This window comes from Bacillus sp. JKS001846 (genome assembly GCF_900176455.1).
Taxonomy (GTDB): Bacteria; Bacillota; Bacilli; order Bacillales; family Bacillaceae_G; genus Bacillus_A; species Bacillus_A cereus.
In genome coordinates, this window is record NZ_FWYG01000001.1 from 3,435,897 (window position 1) to 3,450,237 (window position 14,341).

A 14,341-nucleotide genomic window follows, 5' to 3' on the forward strand; every position below is an offset into this window, starting at 1 on the left:
GATGTATCAATTTATTGTATTTCAATATAATCCAAATAGGCATTTCACTCACTTTTACATCTATGAAAATCATAAAAGTAATTTAACCTTGTTAAAATAACTCATAAAAAAAGCATCCTAATTAATAGAATAGGATGCTTTTTCGTAATCATATTGTTATAGAAGATTTATATACTTATGCTACGCTGCGATACTCTTCTTCTTTTTCTTTTTTCTGCTTAGGTGCTTGAATTAAAATTGCGATAATGAATGACACGACACATAATACACCTATTACCATGAACGTTGGTTTGAATCCACCTAGAAGTGCACCGATAAAGGAACCTGCAAGCGCCCCAAATCCAAATCCTTGATACACAATTCCGTAGTTCTTACTATGGTTTTTCATACCGAAGAAATCACCAACAATAGCTGGGAAAATAGTGATATTTCCACCAAAGCAAAACGCTACACTTGCTACACATACGAAGTAAATACCATAATTTAAATCTACAAAACTTAGAACTAAGACTGAACTCGCCATAACAACAAAGGTACCAGTAACGATTTTTAAACGCCCAATTTTATCCGATAACGGTCCTAAAATGATACGACCTAACGTATTGAAGATTGCAACCATAGCCACCGCATTAGCTGCTGTTGCTGCGCTAAGTCCTACAAGTTGAACACCAATGTCTTTTACCATACCAATTAAGTATAAGCCACTCATACATGATGTAAATAACATGATAAATAATAAGTATACTTGTTTTGTGCCTAACATTTCTTTCGTTGTGTATTCCTCAGTTTTTGTTTCATGAACTGCTCCTTGATCTGCAGCTTGATGGATTAAACAAGCACCAATTACAATCATAGCTGTAACAATTAAACCCCAGTATATAAATGCTTGGGATACACCAACTGATTCAATCAACTGTGCGTTAACGTATTTAAAGATTAAGCTACCTGAACCATATGCAGAGACAGAAATACCAGCAATTAAACCTTTACGCTCTGGAAACCACTTTATTAAATTTGATAGTGAAGTGATATATGCTGTACCATCTGCATAACCTACAACAACTCCCGCTAGTACATAAAGTAATATTAGTGAGGATGCTTGTGAACTAAGTATTAATCCTAGTCCTAATGCTAATCCAGCTATCATAATAAGTTTACGAAGTCCCCATTTTTCTTGCAATTTACTCGCAAATAAAGTTGAAAATGCTAAAGAAAGACTAGTAATTGAGAAAGTTATCGCAACAGCGTTAAGACTCCAACCATATTTACTAACTAAAGGCTGATTGAATAAACTCCATGTATATATCGTCCCAAGCCCCATTTGTACTATAACTGTGCCAAGGACAACAAGCCATGGATTAACAGTTGATTTTTTCATACCTTTCCGCCTCCTCTTTCTATTTCAATGCTATTCGCTAAATTTACTTTTTTTATGTTCATTTTGGTCACCTCTTTTGATTTGACACCTTCATTGTATAAGATGTTTTTGTTTATGTAAGCACTTACAAGATAGAGCGTCAAAAACATGGAATCAGTTACAAAAAACGAAGGATGAAATACAAAAAACTACTGATTAAATACAATAGAAAAATTTTTTATACTTCAATCCACCTTATTTTTTATAAAATCACAAATTTTTTTCCAATAAATAAAACTAAATATTCACTAATATATCTATCCGTGGTTTAATATATATAATAAAAAAATATTTCTGTCTTTAATGAGGAGGTACTATGAAAGCAAACGTAGGGGATACTATACTTTTTCAACGAAATAATTTAAAGATTACAGGATCTGTATTAAAACTTTATACTGAATCGGTCTTAGTTGAAATTACAAATGTAAGCGGTGGTACTTTTGAATTTGATCGAACAATTGTAAATCATAAAAACTATAAAGTTTTAAATACAAATACATAAAACAACACAAAATAGCCCCTGCTCAACAGCAGGGGCTATTTTATATAAAAATATTTCACTAGTTTATATACCCTAAAACATTAACAATCTTACTCGCTTTTAAATTGTTAATATGATAATAAATTTCTAAACCTCTTCTCTCTGCTCGTAACACTTTACCCTTCATTTTTGATAAATGTTGTGAAACAGTAGATTGCGGAATATTCAGTAACTCTGTTAATTGTGTTACATTACAAGTTTTTCTCGTACTTAATTCATTTACAATTTGCAGTCGGATTGGATGCGCCATAATTTTTAAAATATCTACATCTTCTTCTGAAACTAAAGTTTTTCTCATTTCACTCGTATATGTTGTCATAAGACATTCCCCTTTTATATGAATTCCATATTCATAAGATCTATTTCCAAATTTTTTAAAACCCTTGATTAAAACTTTCATATAGAAATAAAAGGATTTTAAATTTTTGAAAACAGAACTTACATTCACTTTATTTATTTGGTACATATACATAATACAATGTTAATATGTGCTCTATGTGAAGTTCACATAAATTTATGATGAAGATTTACTTAGCCACTCGCATCCTACTCATCTAATTACCCACTGCATAAAATCATCAGTTATTTTAACACATTTTAGGCGTTTGTATATACTATTTATAAAACAACTTTTATAAAGGGGGGATTCATATGCCTACAGCGTTACAAGAAGAAGTCGAAGAAGCACGGGAAACATATGTCAGTCGTATCATCTTAGTTGGAGGATCCGCTTTATTTTTAGTAGGCGGGGTTATCTCAGCAATTTCAGCCTTTAAAACTTATAATCGTTTGGAGAATACGCCGCCTTCTACAGATAATTCATAGATATTTTATAAAATAAAACGTCGCCTCCAATATGAAGAGACGACGTTTTATTATTCATACATATGACACTAAAAGTATCGGTAGATTCCCTACTCCATTTTCTAAGCTTACTTCACCACAAACCTAGTCTGACTACACCCATCCTTTTGCTTCGTTACTTCTAATACAGCTGGCATTGCGTTTTTCAGCTCTTGAACGTGTGAGATGACACCGATAAATCGGCCTGATTTTTGTAAGTCAATTAAGGCATCTACTGCTTTCGTTAATGATTCTTCATCTAATGAACCGAACCCTTCATCGATGAACATCGTTTCGATAGAAATACCACCTTCATATGCTTGAATGACATCTGCCATTCCTAGCGCTAGGCAAAGTGATGCGTTAAATTTCTCTCCACCGGATAGTGTTTTTACATCGCGTGTTTGGCCAGTGTATGCATCGTACACATCTAAACCTAATCCACTTTGACGGTTTCTTTTTTCAACTCGCTCACTTCGTTTTAAATAAAATTGTCCATTTGATAATTTACGTAGTCGTTCGTTTGCGATTTGAACAATTTGTTCTAAATACTCAATTAAGATGTAACGTTCAAATGATATACGACTTTCGTTATCACCTTTCATTACTTCATATAAATCAACAAGTTCTTGGAAGGCTTTTTCTTCCTCGTGAATTTGTTCGTCAATACGTCTAATGTTTTCATGTAAATCAGAAATATATGTTACCGCATTTTGCGCACGTTGACGTTTTTCTTTAATTATATCAAGATTAATTTCTAGATCTTTTATGTGTTCACCTAAAGATGTAATATCCATATACTCTTTATCTTTTAATTCTGCGTTTAACTCTTCAATTTGTTTTGCAAGTACTTCAAGCGATGAATAATAACCTTGAATTTCTTTTTGTAACATCTCCATCTCGGCATCGCTTAATTTGGCTTCTTTATACGTGAATTGATCTGTAAACCCACTTTGTTCTAGCTCTTTCATAAAGCGTGCAAAAGTCTCTTCTTTCTTTAATTTTGCACTTTCAAATTGATTAGAAGCACCTTTTTGTTCAGCTTGAATACGTATATTTTCATTTTGCCAATGCTGATACGCTTCCTGCACTTTCTTCCATTCGTCCTCCATTAACCTAAGTTCCTGCATAGCTTGATTAAACTGCGCTTCCCAAGCTTGTACTGTTTGTAAGCTTTCTGGAATATTTCGTTTATCATGTTCATATGACGTACGAAGTTGCATACACTCCATTTCTGTACGGTGCTGCATTGTTTCCACTTCTCGTTTTTGTTTCTGAAGTTCTTCTATTTTTTCTTCTACGCTTTTCATGTTCGCAGCAATCTGCTTACGTGTTTCTTCACTTGCTTTTAACGTATTAACGTCTGCTGCTAATTGTTTTCCTTTTTGAACAAGTGCACTATATGTTTCAACTAATTTTTCGGAGTTGTAGCCGCGCTTCACAACTTCTTCTATCACTTGTTCATATTGTAGTTGATAGAAATTCCATTTCTCCTCTACTTGCACATGTAATTTTTCAGCAATGTTCTTCTTATCTCTTAAATCGTTTAACTCTTTTTCATCGATCGCATTACTTTGCTCTGTAGCTTTTTGTGGATGATTCGTACTACCACATACCGGACAAGATTCACCGTCATGTAAATGAAGAGCTAATATACCAGCTTGTTCACTTAACCAGCGGCGCTCCATGTTTTCATATGCACGAACTGCCACTTGCATTTTATTATTTACCGCTTCTTTTTCTTGCTCGAATTTTTGTTTTTCTTGCCAAACATCATATGCTTGTTTTAAAACTTTTGCATCTTCTCGCATATTCGTTAGTTCTTCCACTTTAGCTACATATTGCTCAAGTGCTTGTTCTAATTGCTGCAATTCATCAGACATTCTCTGTTTTTGGTTTGTATGCTCTTCTAGTTGTTGATCTAACTTTTGCATACTTTCTTTTAATTTCCCTATTTGAATTTCGGCATTTTGTAAATTCAGCTTTCTCTCAGCTAATGATTCAATGATCGCTTGTAACTCTTCTAATCTTTGAACAAGTTTTTTAGCCTCTTCTCGTTCAGCTTCTTTATTCTTTACTACTTCATACTTCTCCTGAGCAAGTTCAAAGCTATTCATTATCTGTTCTTGTTTGACGATTATCTGTTTTAACAAACTTTCAGCTTTCTGCTCATTTTCCATCGCTTCTTCATACCATTGTTCAAATGGTAATAAGCGCTTTGCTTGTTCCGCACGTTTAAAGAATTTTTCTTTCCTTTCAATTGCTGCACGGTTCTCTTGTAAAGTGTTATATTTCTCATTCTTTTGTTGTAAATCTATAAATTTCTCATTTACAGATTTTGCTGCATGAAAACGTGTTTCTGCATCCTTTAATTGCTTCGTTTGAACATCTTGTTCTACTTGTAATTGCTCAACCTCTGCCTTATACACGGTTGTTTCTTGTTCTAACGCTTCTACTACTTGATGCGTATTTACATGTTCTTGTGCCACTAATGTCTCTAATAATGCTCCATCACGGATTGGTAATTTAAAAACATTACGGAAATAGAGCTCTCTCTCTTTTTGTTTTTCTTGTAAGACGTCTTTCCATTGTTTTCTCTTTTGATCAAGTAACTCACGCATTAATTTATAACGATCCGTTTTAAAAATACGACGTAAAATCTCTTCTTTGTTTTCCGTCTCAGATGTTAATAGTTTTCGGAATTCCCCTTGGGGTAACATAACAATTTGGCTAAATTGATGTTTACTTAACCCAATTAAATCTTCCACTTTTTTGTTTACGTCTGTTACATGAAAACGATCGACGGCTGGAACGTTTTCTCCATCAATAACTTCATATAATTCTACTGCATGTCCTGTAATAGTCTTATTCCCTTGTTTTTTATGTCCAAGTTGTCGTTTTATTTCATAGCGTTTCCCTTTTAACTGAAAGGTTAATTCAACACTTGTATAAACATTATCATCAGCAAATTGACTTCGAAGCATGCTCGTATCACTACGTTCTTCTCCACTAGCCTCACCATATAACACATAACAAATCGCATCAAAAATCGTTGTTTTTCCAGCTCCTGTATTCCCAGAAATAGCGAAAATACGATGTTCTCCAAGATCTTCAAAATCGATTATTTCTTTCTGTTTATATGGCCCGAATGCTGTCATAATAAGCTGAATCGGTCTCATCCTCGTTCACCTTCCCGTTCTTGCACTGTTTGTAATACATCTATAAATAGGCGTTCTTTCTCTTCTGATAAATCTAACCCTTTCATTTCTTTATAGAAAGCCTTTAAAAGGGATAAATCATCCGTTTTATGTCTTGAAACAGTTACTTCATTTGTATCTGTGAGTTCTCGTCTTTGCATCGCTCTTTCAACGTGCATTGCATTTGGATATACAGATCGTATTTTCTCCATTGGCTGTAAGACAGGGTTTTCGTCTAATAATTTTACAAATACGTAATCTTCACTTACTGGGTGCTGTAATAATTCATCTATTTTCGCTTCTACTGTTCGCATTTTACGACGTGGTGAAAGTAACCTTTTTTCAATTGCTACTTCACCAGTTTCATTCAGTTCTACAATGTAATAACCTTTTTTATGTTTCTCTTCAGAAATTGAATAGGCAAGTGGTGAACCTGAATATCGAATCGTCTCATTACGTACGAAATGCGCTTGATGTAAATGTCCAAGCGCTGTGTAATGAAACTTATCAAAATAATGACTATTTACATATTCAGCACCACCAATTGAAAGTGGTCTTTCTGCATCACTTGTATTCTCCTCCGCTTCTCCTGAAGAAGTTACAAATGCATGTCCAACAAATACATGTCTAGCTTCTTTATCCATCGTTTCAGAGAGCTCATTCATAAAAATGCGCATCGCATCATCATGAGAACGTACGTCTTCATTTTTCAACACGTGCCTTACTATGCTTGGGTCTGCATACGGTATTAGATGGAAGTGAACCTCTCCATATTCATCATTTAGTACAACAGGTTCATACGGGAATTGAAATTGACCTGCAATATGTAATCCCTGTTTTTTCATTAAACTACTTCCAAAATGGATACGATCCGGACTATCATGATTACCAGCTACTGCAATAACTGGTGTTTGTAAATCAATAACTATTTTTTGCAGCACATCATTTAATAAGTCTACTGCTTCTGTAGGTGGAATTGCTCGATCATATAAATCCCCTGCAATAATTACAGCATCTGGTTTTTCTTCTTCAACAGCCTGTACAAACTGATCTAATACAATCTTTTGGTCTTCAGTCATATACACGCCATGAACAAGCTTACCTAAATGCCAATCCGCTGTATGAAATAACTTCATATTTTTCTACTCCTTTTAATTTACTGATTTTAGTGAAACGAGTTGATAGTTTATTGTAGTTTTTCCGTTCTCCCACTCTAGCTTTAATATCGTTGCACTTCCAATTCTTTCTTCATTTGATTTATATAAAGGCAATATTTCTTGAACTGTAAATAAGTGATAACCATCCAATATTAATTGAAATATATTTTCTTCAATATGTAATCTTACTTCTTTTTCATTTGAAATAATTTTTGTGTGCATCTCAAATTTCATGATAGATACAACCCCTTTTTATAATCTCTACATTTTAATAGTATAGTGGCTATGCAAGATTGACAAGTACATACACAGCAAAGTACACACTTTTCTATTGTTATATGCTTTATGTATTTTATATAAAATACGGTATGTGAAATTTTATATTTTCCCCAAAATAAAAATGCCTATTATGACATCTTTATTTTTGTATAAAGTCTTTCATTACATAATATAAAACGGTAATTAAAACGATTGCGACGAAAAATGAGAACACTGCGACAATGTAGCCATCTCTATTTAATAAAATACAGAATGAAATAGATATTATAAAAATCGGAAATACGAGACGTACTTTATCCTTTACTTCTTCTGTCGTATCTGTATGATGAAAATACTGCGTTATTCCTATCATTAAAAAAGACAAAATAATAACCGACAATAGTAAAGGTCCTGGCATTCCGATTTCTCCTTTCTCTATTTCTAATTCAGTGTAAAATTTTTTATTACAATTGTACGATTTATTTTTTCTTCAAACACTCTTTTAGAATTGATAATGAACAATTCACACCTATATAATAGCGCTTTTATCATTATAACTTCAAATAATTACACTTACAGTAATGTTGTAATATTCCCCCTCACTCTCTGAAATCCTGCAAAGATAACTCGTCAAAATATGCAGTGACCAAATTAATATTTACCGTCAACTTTTGACAAAATTTATAAAGGACATTTCAGTACATATCAAGAATTAAGAATAAGAAGATATGTAAGGGAGGATGCATTATGACTGAACACGTTTTATTTTCTGTTAGTGAAAACGGCGTTGCGACAATTACTTTAAACCGTCCAAAAGCACTTAATTCTTTATCTTATGACATGTTACAGCCTATCGGACAAAAACTTAAAGAGTGGGAACACGATGAGCGTATTGCACTTATCGTGTTAAAAGGTGCTGGCACAAAAGGTTTTTGTGCAGGCGGCGACATTAAAACTCTTTATGAAGCACGTTCCAATGAAGTAGCATTGCAACATGCAGAACGTTTTTTTGAAGAAGAGTATGAAATTGATACATATATTTATCAATATACAAAACCGATTATTGCTTGTTTAGATGGAATTGTAATGGGCGGTGGTGTCGGTCTTACAAATGGTGCGAAGTATCGCATTGTAACTGAGCGTACGAAATGGGCAATGCCAGAGATGAATATCGGCTTCTTCCCAGACGTCGGAGCTGCATATTTCTTAAATAAAGCGCCTGGATATACAGGACGATTCATTGCTTTAACAGCATCTATTTTAAAAGCTTCTGACGTATTATTTATTAATGCTGCTGATTACTTTATGACATCTGATTCATTACCAGAGTTTCTTACTGAACTTGAAAGTGTAAATTGGCATAAAGAAGATGATGTACATACTAATTTAAAAGAAGTTATTCGTACATTTGCAACTGCTCCAAACTTAGAAAGCGAGCTTGCTCCTTCATTAGAAGTAATCAATTCACATTTTGCTTTCGATACAATGGAAGAAATCATCCATTCATTGGAGAAAGATGAAAGTTCCTTTGCTCTAAAAACGAAAGAAACACTGTTATCAAAATCCCCTATTTCACTAAAAGTAACATTAAAACAGTTTATTGATGGAAAAGATAAATCCGTTGAAGAATGTTTCGCTACGGACCTTATACTTGCTAAAAATTTCATGAGACATGAAGATTTCTTTGAGGGAGTACGCTCCGTTGTCGTTGATAAAGATCAAAATCCGAATTATAAATATAAACAGTTAAGTGACGTTTCAGAAGAAGATGTGAATCGTTTCTTTAACTTACTTAATGCATAAAATGAAATTGTCATGAGGGGATGTTTTGTTCATCCCCTACCTAACTTCTTTGCTTCAGCTAAATCTTGTGCGGTGAAAATCTTACTACCCGCAAATAGCGGTATAAAATCGAAGCTATATAGTAGTGTAATTACAGCTACTATATAGCCTTTTTTATTTAATTATTTTTAACAAAATTTAATTTTATTAAATCCATTTTTGTGCTACACTGATTTTAATCAAATATTCTAAAAATAAAAAGGAGGGGCGGCTATGATAGAAAATTATCTTCTTTTCATCATTATGTCTATTTGCCTTATCATTTTACCTGGTCCAGATACAGCAATGGCTACGAAAAATACATTGGTTGCTGGTAAAGTCGGTGGAGTGAAAACAGTGTTTGGTACATGTATTGCACTATTAATTCATACTTTAGCTGCTGTAATTGGTCTTTCTGCACTTATTGTAAAGTCAGCTCTTTTATTTTCTATTTTCAAGTACGTTGGGGCTCTATATTTAATTTATATTGGTATTAAAGCCCTTTTAGCAGTAAGAAATAAAGAAGGCATTGATACGAACGATATATCTTTGAATAATGAAGATGAACACACCTCTTGCTTTCGACAAGGGTTTCTTACGAATTTATTAAACCCTAAAGTTGCAGTATTCTTTTTAACGTTTTTACCGCAATTTTTAAATCCAAATCATAATACGTTTATCCAACTACTCGTAATGGGCCTTACTTACCTCGTTTTAACAGCCATTTGGTTCGCTTTTTATATATTTTTAATTGATAAAATTAGTGCTTTTATGAAAAAACCGAAGACGCAACGTTATATTCAAGGGCTAACAGGATTCGTCTTAATTGGTTTTGGTATTAAACTTGCTTTTGAAAAAAGTAATTAACAAGATGAAAACCACCACTATTAATAGTGGTGGTTTTCATTTAATAACTAATTTGGCTGTTTATTTTATATTAAAACCAGCGCTCAGTTACAACTTTTTTACGTGTATAGAATTGAACGCCATCTGTGCCATTTGTACCTAAATCACCAAAGAATGACGCTTTATTTCCTGCAAATGCGAAGAATGCCATTGGTGCTGGAACATTTACGTTTACACCGATCATACCAGCATCGATATTATCACGGAACGTTTGTGCATGTTTACCGTTTGACGTATAAATAACTGCACCATTTGCAAATTTAGATTGATTTGTTAGTTTAATACCTTCTTCTAAATCTTTAACTCGTACAATGCTTAATACTGGAGCAAAAATCTCATCTTGCCAAATTTTCATTTCTTGATTCACGCCATCAAAGATTGTCGCACCTACAAAGTAACCTTCTCCAACTTCTTCATTAATTTTACGGCCATCTACTAATAAAGTTGCCCCATCTGCTACACCGCTATTAATGTAGCCTAAAACGCGCTCTTTATGAGATTCACGGATTAATGGTCCAACATAGTTCTCTTCGTTAAAGCCATCGCCTACTTTTAATTTTTTCGTTTCTGCTACTAATACATCAATGAATTCATCAGCAATTTCATCCACTACTGCTACTACTGAGCATGCCATGCAGCGCTCTCCACTACTTGCAAATGCAGATCCAATTACACCTTGTACTGTTTTCTCAAGATTGCAATCTGGCATTACAATCGCATGGTTTTTCGCACCTGCTAACGCTTGTACACGTTTTCCGTGTTTCGTACCTGTTTCATATACGTAACGAGCTACCGGCTCAGAGCCAACGAACGAAACAGCCTGAATATCTTTATTTTCTAAAATGCTATTTACAACATCTTTTCCGCCTTGTACTAAATTTAATACGCCTTTTGGGAAACCTGCTTCATAGAATAATTCTACAAGTCGCTCCGCTAAAAGTGGCGTTCTTTCAGATGTTTTTAATACGAATGTATTACCGCAAGCAATTGCAAGTGGGAACATCCATAACGGAATCATCATCGGGAAGTTAAATGGCGTAATACCAGCAACAACTCCAATTGGGTAGCGCCAAATCGATCCATCAATTCCGCTAGCGATATTCGGAAGTGCTTGACCCATCATTAAATTTGGCGTAGATGTTGCAAGTTCTACCGCTTCAATACCACGCTGTACTTCACCTGTTGCATCCGTTAGCGTCTTACCATTTTCTAGCGTAATGATTTTTGCAAGCTCATCTTTGTTTTCTTGTAATAGCTGTAAATATTTATATAAATTTCTTGAACGATTTGGGACTGGTACTTTAGACCATGTTTCGAATGCTGCTTTTGCCGCTTCAACAGCTTTTTCAACATCTTCTTTTGGAGATAGTGGAACGTAAGCGATAATTTTTCCAGTCGCTGGATTTGGAACTGCTTCTACTTCCGTACCTGTCGATTCAACCCACTCACCGTTAATGTGATTTTTTACTCGTTTAATTTCAGTTGTAATCATTGTATTCTCTCCTTTGTATAATTTATTTTTGATTAGAAATTAATTGCTCGCTAACTTTCTTATATAAAGCAGCCATATCGTTTTCACCATATCCAGCTTGACTCGCTTCGTCATATACGTTTAATAACATTTCGCTTACCGGTAAATGGAGTTCGCTTTCCTTAGCTAAGTCAACTGCAAATCCTAAATCTTTCTTCAATAAGTTCACAGTAAATCCTGGCTCGTAGTTTTCAGGTGCTATAAAACTTTTATAATTACGTTCATAAATTCTACTTTGACCGTAACTTACATTTAAAATATCAAACATTTTATCTAAATCCATATTGTTCTTTTTCGCTAATGTTAAAGCTTCACTCACACCAGCTGTATAAAAACCAATTAATAAGTTATTAATTAACTTAACAGTTGTACCACTATCAATCTGCTCACTAACGTGGAAAATGTTCGCGCCTAGTACGCCCATGATAGATTCCGTTTTCTCATATACCTCTTTTGATCCACCAACCATAAACGTTAATGTTCGGTTTTCGGCTCCGATTACACCACCGCTCACAGGTGCTGCTAAAAAGTCTACTTTCTTTTCCTTTGCAGCTTCCTCTAATTGTTTGTTTAACTGCGGCGATACCGTACTTGTATCAATGAAAACTATATTCGAGTGACCATTTTCAAATAATCCTTCTGCTCCAAAATATACCGCTTCAACAGCGCGAGGTGAAGGTAAACTTGTAAAAACTACATCACATGTTTCTGCTAGTTTTGAGATTGATAGACCGATAATTCCGCCTTCTTTTTCAAAGGACGCTTCCGCCTCTTTATTTAAGTCCACGCCATATACTGTGTAACCTGATTTAACTAGATTTTTTGACATTGGAAGACCCATGTTACCTAAACCGATAAAACCAATCTTTTTCATATCGCTTTCCTCCTATTTACACAATATATTTCCCACGATTTATAATAGCTTTCGCAATTTCTCTCTTCTTCGTAAATACGTTCGTGTATAAAGGTACTAATAATTGACGGATTTCAGCTAAAATCACATTTCTATCTTGTTCTTCTGTGACAGCTGCTGAAAGTACAGAAATCGCCGCTTCTTCTACTTTACGGTATCCTTCTTCACAAATAACATCCGTTATGAGTTGCTTCGTACGTTCTTTTTCCTCTCCATTTTTACGTACTGCTTTTCTCGTACGTAAAAACGCTGATTCCATGATGTACACGTCCGTCAACATATTTGATATTACACGTGAATATTCTTGTTCTTGGTCAATTTTTAGACCTGGAGTTTTAGAGAGCGTTTTCAAAGATTGTTTCAACAATTTTTTCGCTAATAAAATGTAACGATGGTTTCTTTCTACATTTGCTACATCACTGTCTACTTCAGTATCTTCTAATTGTTCGATTTGCTTCATTAACATTTTAGCAACTGTTAATCTATTAATTTCGTTCGTTCCTTCAAAAATACGACTAATTCTTGCATCACGATATAATCGTTCTACCTCATACTCTTGCATATAACCGTAACCACCATGAATTTGTACAGCTTCATCTACGATATAAGCAAGTGTTTCAGAAGCATTTACTTTATTCAGTGCACATTCAATTGCAAATTGGGACATTTTCTTCATAAGATCTTCATCGCTCTCATGAATTGCTTCATCGATTACACCTGCTGTACGATAAGCTGCACTTTCTGCTCCATATGTAGCAATGATCATATTTGCAATTTTCTCTTGAATCATCGTAAAGTCTACTAATTCCGTTTGGAACTGTTTTCGCTCTTTTCCATATTGAACCGACAAACCAATTGCTTGTTTTGCTGTTCCAATATTTCCGAAAGCAAGTTTAAGTCTAGCAAAGTTAAGAATATTAAGGGCTACGTGATGCCCTTTCCCAACTTCCCCTAAAACATTTTCAGCAGGGATGACAACATCTTCTAAAATAAGAGTCGCTGTTGAAGAACCTTTAATCCCCATTTTCTTTTCTTCTAATCCAATAGATACACCTTCACATGTTCTTTCGACAATAAACGCTGTCATTCCTTTATTTGTCTTCGCAAAAACAACGTATACATCTGCCATATGAGCATTTGTAATCCATTGCTTCTCACCATTTAACTTCCAAGCTGTTCCCTCTTCATTTAATACGGCGCTTGTTTTTGCGCTTAATGCATCCGAACCAGCATTTGGCTCCGTTAAAGCATAAGCCCCAATCCATTCTCCCGATGCGATTTTCGGTAAATATTTTTCTTTTTGCTCTTTCGTTCCATAATATATGTAAGGTAATGTACCGACACCAGCGTGTATATTAAAAGAAACGCTAAACGCACCAGCGTACCCCATTTTCTCTGCTACAAGACCTGAGACAGCCTTTCCTAACTCGAACCCGCCATAATCTTCTGGTACCTCAATGCCTAATAATCCAAGTTCCCCAGCTTTCTCAAATAATTGACGAGAAACTTTATAGTTATGTTGTTCAATATTCTCCATTTGTGGAACAATTTCTTGTTTAACGAATTGTTCTGTCGTTTTTGCGATTAAATCTTCATCACCTGAAAAATCTTCTGGTGTAAAGTAAGTATGATTTATATCTTTATTAAGTGAAAAAAATTCATCCCATGGTAACTTCGTTTTCTCCATATGTATCCCCCTATCATTCGGCTTTCATAGCTTTTTGCTTATGCTCGTCTACGATGAGTGGAATATCTTT

13 protein-coding genes are annotated in these 14,341 nt (G+C 34.4%); 4 read left to right on the plus strand and 9 right to left on the minus strand.

What is annotated here, in order from left to right:
- Window positions 1-175: 175 nt before the first annotated feature.
- A complete protein-coding gene (locus B9A45_RS18325) occupies window positions 176-1,378 on the minus strand; it encodes an L-lactate MFS transporter (RefSeq protein ID WP_000750126.1) in 1,203 nt (400 codons plus the stop codon).
- A 355-nt stretch (window positions 1,379-1,733) separates the two neighbouring features.
- Here B9A45_RS18325 and B9A45_RS18335 point away from each other — a divergent pair, with 355 nt between their 5' ends.
- Window positions 1,734-1,919 (plus strand): YkvS family protein, encoded by a 186-nt coding sequence (locus tag B9A45_RS18335; protein ID WP_000646793.1) that lies wholly within the window; start codon window positions 1,734-1,736, stop codon window positions 1,917-1,919.
- Window positions 1,920-1,977: 58 nt separating this feature from the next.
- Here the strand turns inward: B9A45_RS18335 and B9A45_RS18340 are convergent, their stop codons facing one another.
- Entirely contained in the window at window positions 1,978-2,277 is a 300-nt protein-coding gene (locus tag B9A45_RS18340) for an ArsR/SmtB family transcription factor (protein ID WP_000214801.1), read from the minus strand.
- Between the two features lie 332 nt (window positions 2,278-2,609).
- Between B9A45_RS18340 and B9A45_RS32245 the strand changes: the two genes are divergently transcribed.
- Window positions 2,610-2,783, plus strand: a complete 174-nt coding sequence (locus B9A45_RS32245) for a hypothetical protein (RefSeq protein ID WP_001141667.1) — start codon at window positions 2,610-2,612, stop codon at window positions 2,781-2,783.
- Window positions 2,784-2,890: 107 nt separating this feature from the next.
- Here B9A45_RS32245 and B9A45_RS18350 read toward each other — a convergent pair whose 3' ends face one another.
- From B9A45_RS18350 to B9A45_RS18365, 4 genes are all read right to left on the minus strand, one after another.
- Complete coding sequence (locus B9A45_RS18350) at window positions 2,891-5,980, minus strand: AAA family ATPase (RefSeq protein WP_084064481.1); 3,090 nt, start codon at window positions 5,978-5,980, stop codon at window positions 2,891-2,893.
- Window positions 5,977-7,134, minus strand: coding sequence for an exonuclease SbcCD subunit D (locus tag B9A45_RS18355; RefSeq protein ID WP_000765150.1), 1,158 nt, complete (start codon window positions 7,132-7,134; stop codon window positions 5,977-5,979). The genes B9A45_RS18350 and B9A45_RS18355 overlap by 4 nt, the downstream gene beginning before the upstream one ends.
- Window positions 7,135-7,149: 15 nt before the next feature.
- Window positions 7,150-7,389: a DUF2584 family protein gene (locus tag B9A45_RS18360; protein ID WP_000667346.1), complete on the minus strand. Its 240-nt coding sequence runs from the start codon at window positions 7,387-7,389 to the stop codon at window positions 7,150-7,152.
- 184 nt (window positions 7,390-7,573) lie between these two features.
- Window positions 7,574-7,831: a hypothetical protein gene (locus tag B9A45_RS18365; RefSeq protein WP_084064483.1), complete on the minus strand. Its 258-nt coding sequence runs from the start codon at window positions 7,829-7,831 to the stop codon at window positions 7,574-7,576.
- Window positions 7,832-8,160: 329 nt separating this feature from the next.
- Here B9A45_RS18365 and B9A45_RS18370 point away from each other — a divergent pair, with 329 nt between their 5' ends.
- Both B9A45_RS18370 and B9A45_RS18375 read left to right on the plus strand, forming a co-directional pair.
- Window positions 8,161-9,216 carry an enoyl-CoA hydratase/isomerase family protein gene (locus B9A45_RS18370; RefSeq protein WP_084064486.1) on the plus strand — a complete coding sequence of 352 codons (1,056 nt, stop codon included), beginning with the start codon at window positions 8,161-8,163 and terminating at the stop codon, window positions 9,214-9,216.
- 252 nt (window positions 9,217-9,468) lie between these two features.
- Window positions 9,469-10,101 (plus strand): LysE family translocator, encoded by a 633-nt coding sequence (locus B9A45_RS18375; RefSeq protein WP_084064489.1) that lies wholly within the window; start codon window positions 9,469-9,471, stop codon window positions 10,099-10,101.
- A 70-nt stretch (window positions 10,102-10,171) separates the two neighbouring features.
- Here the strand turns inward: B9A45_RS18375 and B9A45_RS18380 are convergent, their stop codons facing one another.
- From B9A45_RS18380 to B9A45_RS18390, 3 genes are read right to left on the minus strand one after another with little or no spacing between them, the layout of a single operon-like run.
- Window positions 10,172-11,632 carry a CoA-acylating methylmalonate-semialdehyde dehydrogenase gene (locus B9A45_RS18380; protein ID WP_000633347.1) on the minus strand — a complete coding sequence of 487 codons (1,461 nt, stop codon included), beginning with the start codon at window positions 11,630-11,632 and terminating at the stop codon, window positions 10,172-10,174.
- Window positions 11,633-11,654: 22 nt separating this feature from the next.
- Window positions 11,655-12,545 (minus strand): NAD(P)-dependent oxidoreductase, encoded by an 891-nt coding sequence (locus B9A45_RS18385; protein ID WP_000719408.1) that lies wholly within the window; start codon window positions 12,543-12,545, stop codon window positions 11,655-11,657.
- A gap of 16 nt (window positions 12,546-12,561) precedes the next feature.
- Window positions 12,562-14,271 (minus strand): acyl-CoA dehydrogenase family protein, encoded by a 1,710-nt coding sequence (locus B9A45_RS18390; protein WP_070757401.1) that lies wholly within the window; start codon window positions 14,269-14,271, stop codon window positions 12,562-12,564.
- Window positions 14,272-14,341: the final 70 nt, after the last annotated feature.

Excerpts from the sequence above, each read along its gene's own strand:
- B9A45_RS18325 (WP_000750126.1), bottom strand. The coding sequence starts at position 1,378 with ATGAAAAAATCAACTGTTAATCCATGGCTTGTTGTCCTTGGCACAGTT.
- B9A45_RS18335 (WP_000646793.1), top strand. The coding sequence starts at position 1,734 with ATGAAAGCAAACGTAGGGGATACTATACTTTTTCAACGAAATAATTTA.
- B9A45_RS18340 (WP_000214801.1), bottom strand. The coding sequence starts at position 2,277 with ATGACAACATATACGAGTGAAATGAGAAAAACTTTAGTTTCAGAAGAA.
- B9A45_RS32245 (WP_001141667.1), top strand. The coding sequence starts at position 2,610 with ATGCCTACAGCGTTACAAGAAGAAGTCGAAGAAGCACGGGAAACATAT.
- B9A45_RS18350 (WP_084064481.1), bottom strand. The coding sequence starts at position 5,980 with ATGAGACCGATTCAGCTTATTATGACAGCATTCGGGCCATATAAACAG.
- B9A45_RS18355 (WP_000765150.1), bottom strand. The coding sequence starts at position 7,134 with ATGAAGTTATTTCATACAGCGGATTGGCATTTAGGTAAGCTTGTTCAT.
- B9A45_RS18360 (WP_000667346.1), bottom strand. The coding sequence starts at position 7,389 with ATGAAATTTGAGATGCACACAAAAATTATTTCAAATGAAAAAGAAGTA.
- B9A45_RS18365 (WP_084064483.1), bottom strand. The coding sequence starts at position 7,831 with ATGCCAGGACCTTTACTATTGTCGGTTATTATTTTGTCTTTTTTAATG.
- B9A45_RS18370 (WP_084064486.1), top strand. The coding sequence starts at position 8,161 with ATGACTGAACACGTTTTATTTTCTGTTAGTGAAAACGGCGTTGCGACA.
- B9A45_RS18375 (WP_084064489.1), top strand. The coding sequence starts at position 9,469 with ATGATAGAAAATTATCTTCTTTTCATCATTATGTCTATTTGCCTTATC.
- B9A45_RS18380 (WP_000633347.1), bottom strand. The coding sequence starts at position 11,632 with ATGATTACAACTGAAATTAAACGAGTAAAAAATCACATTAACGGTGAG.
- B9A45_RS18385 (WP_000719408.1), bottom strand. The coding sequence starts at position 12,545 with ATGAAAAAGATTGGTTTTATCGGTTTAGGTAACATGGGTCTTCCAATG.
- B9A45_RS18390 (WP_070757401.1), bottom strand. The coding sequence starts at position 14,271 with ATGGAGAAAACGAAGTTACCATGGGATGAATTTTTTTCACTTAATAAA.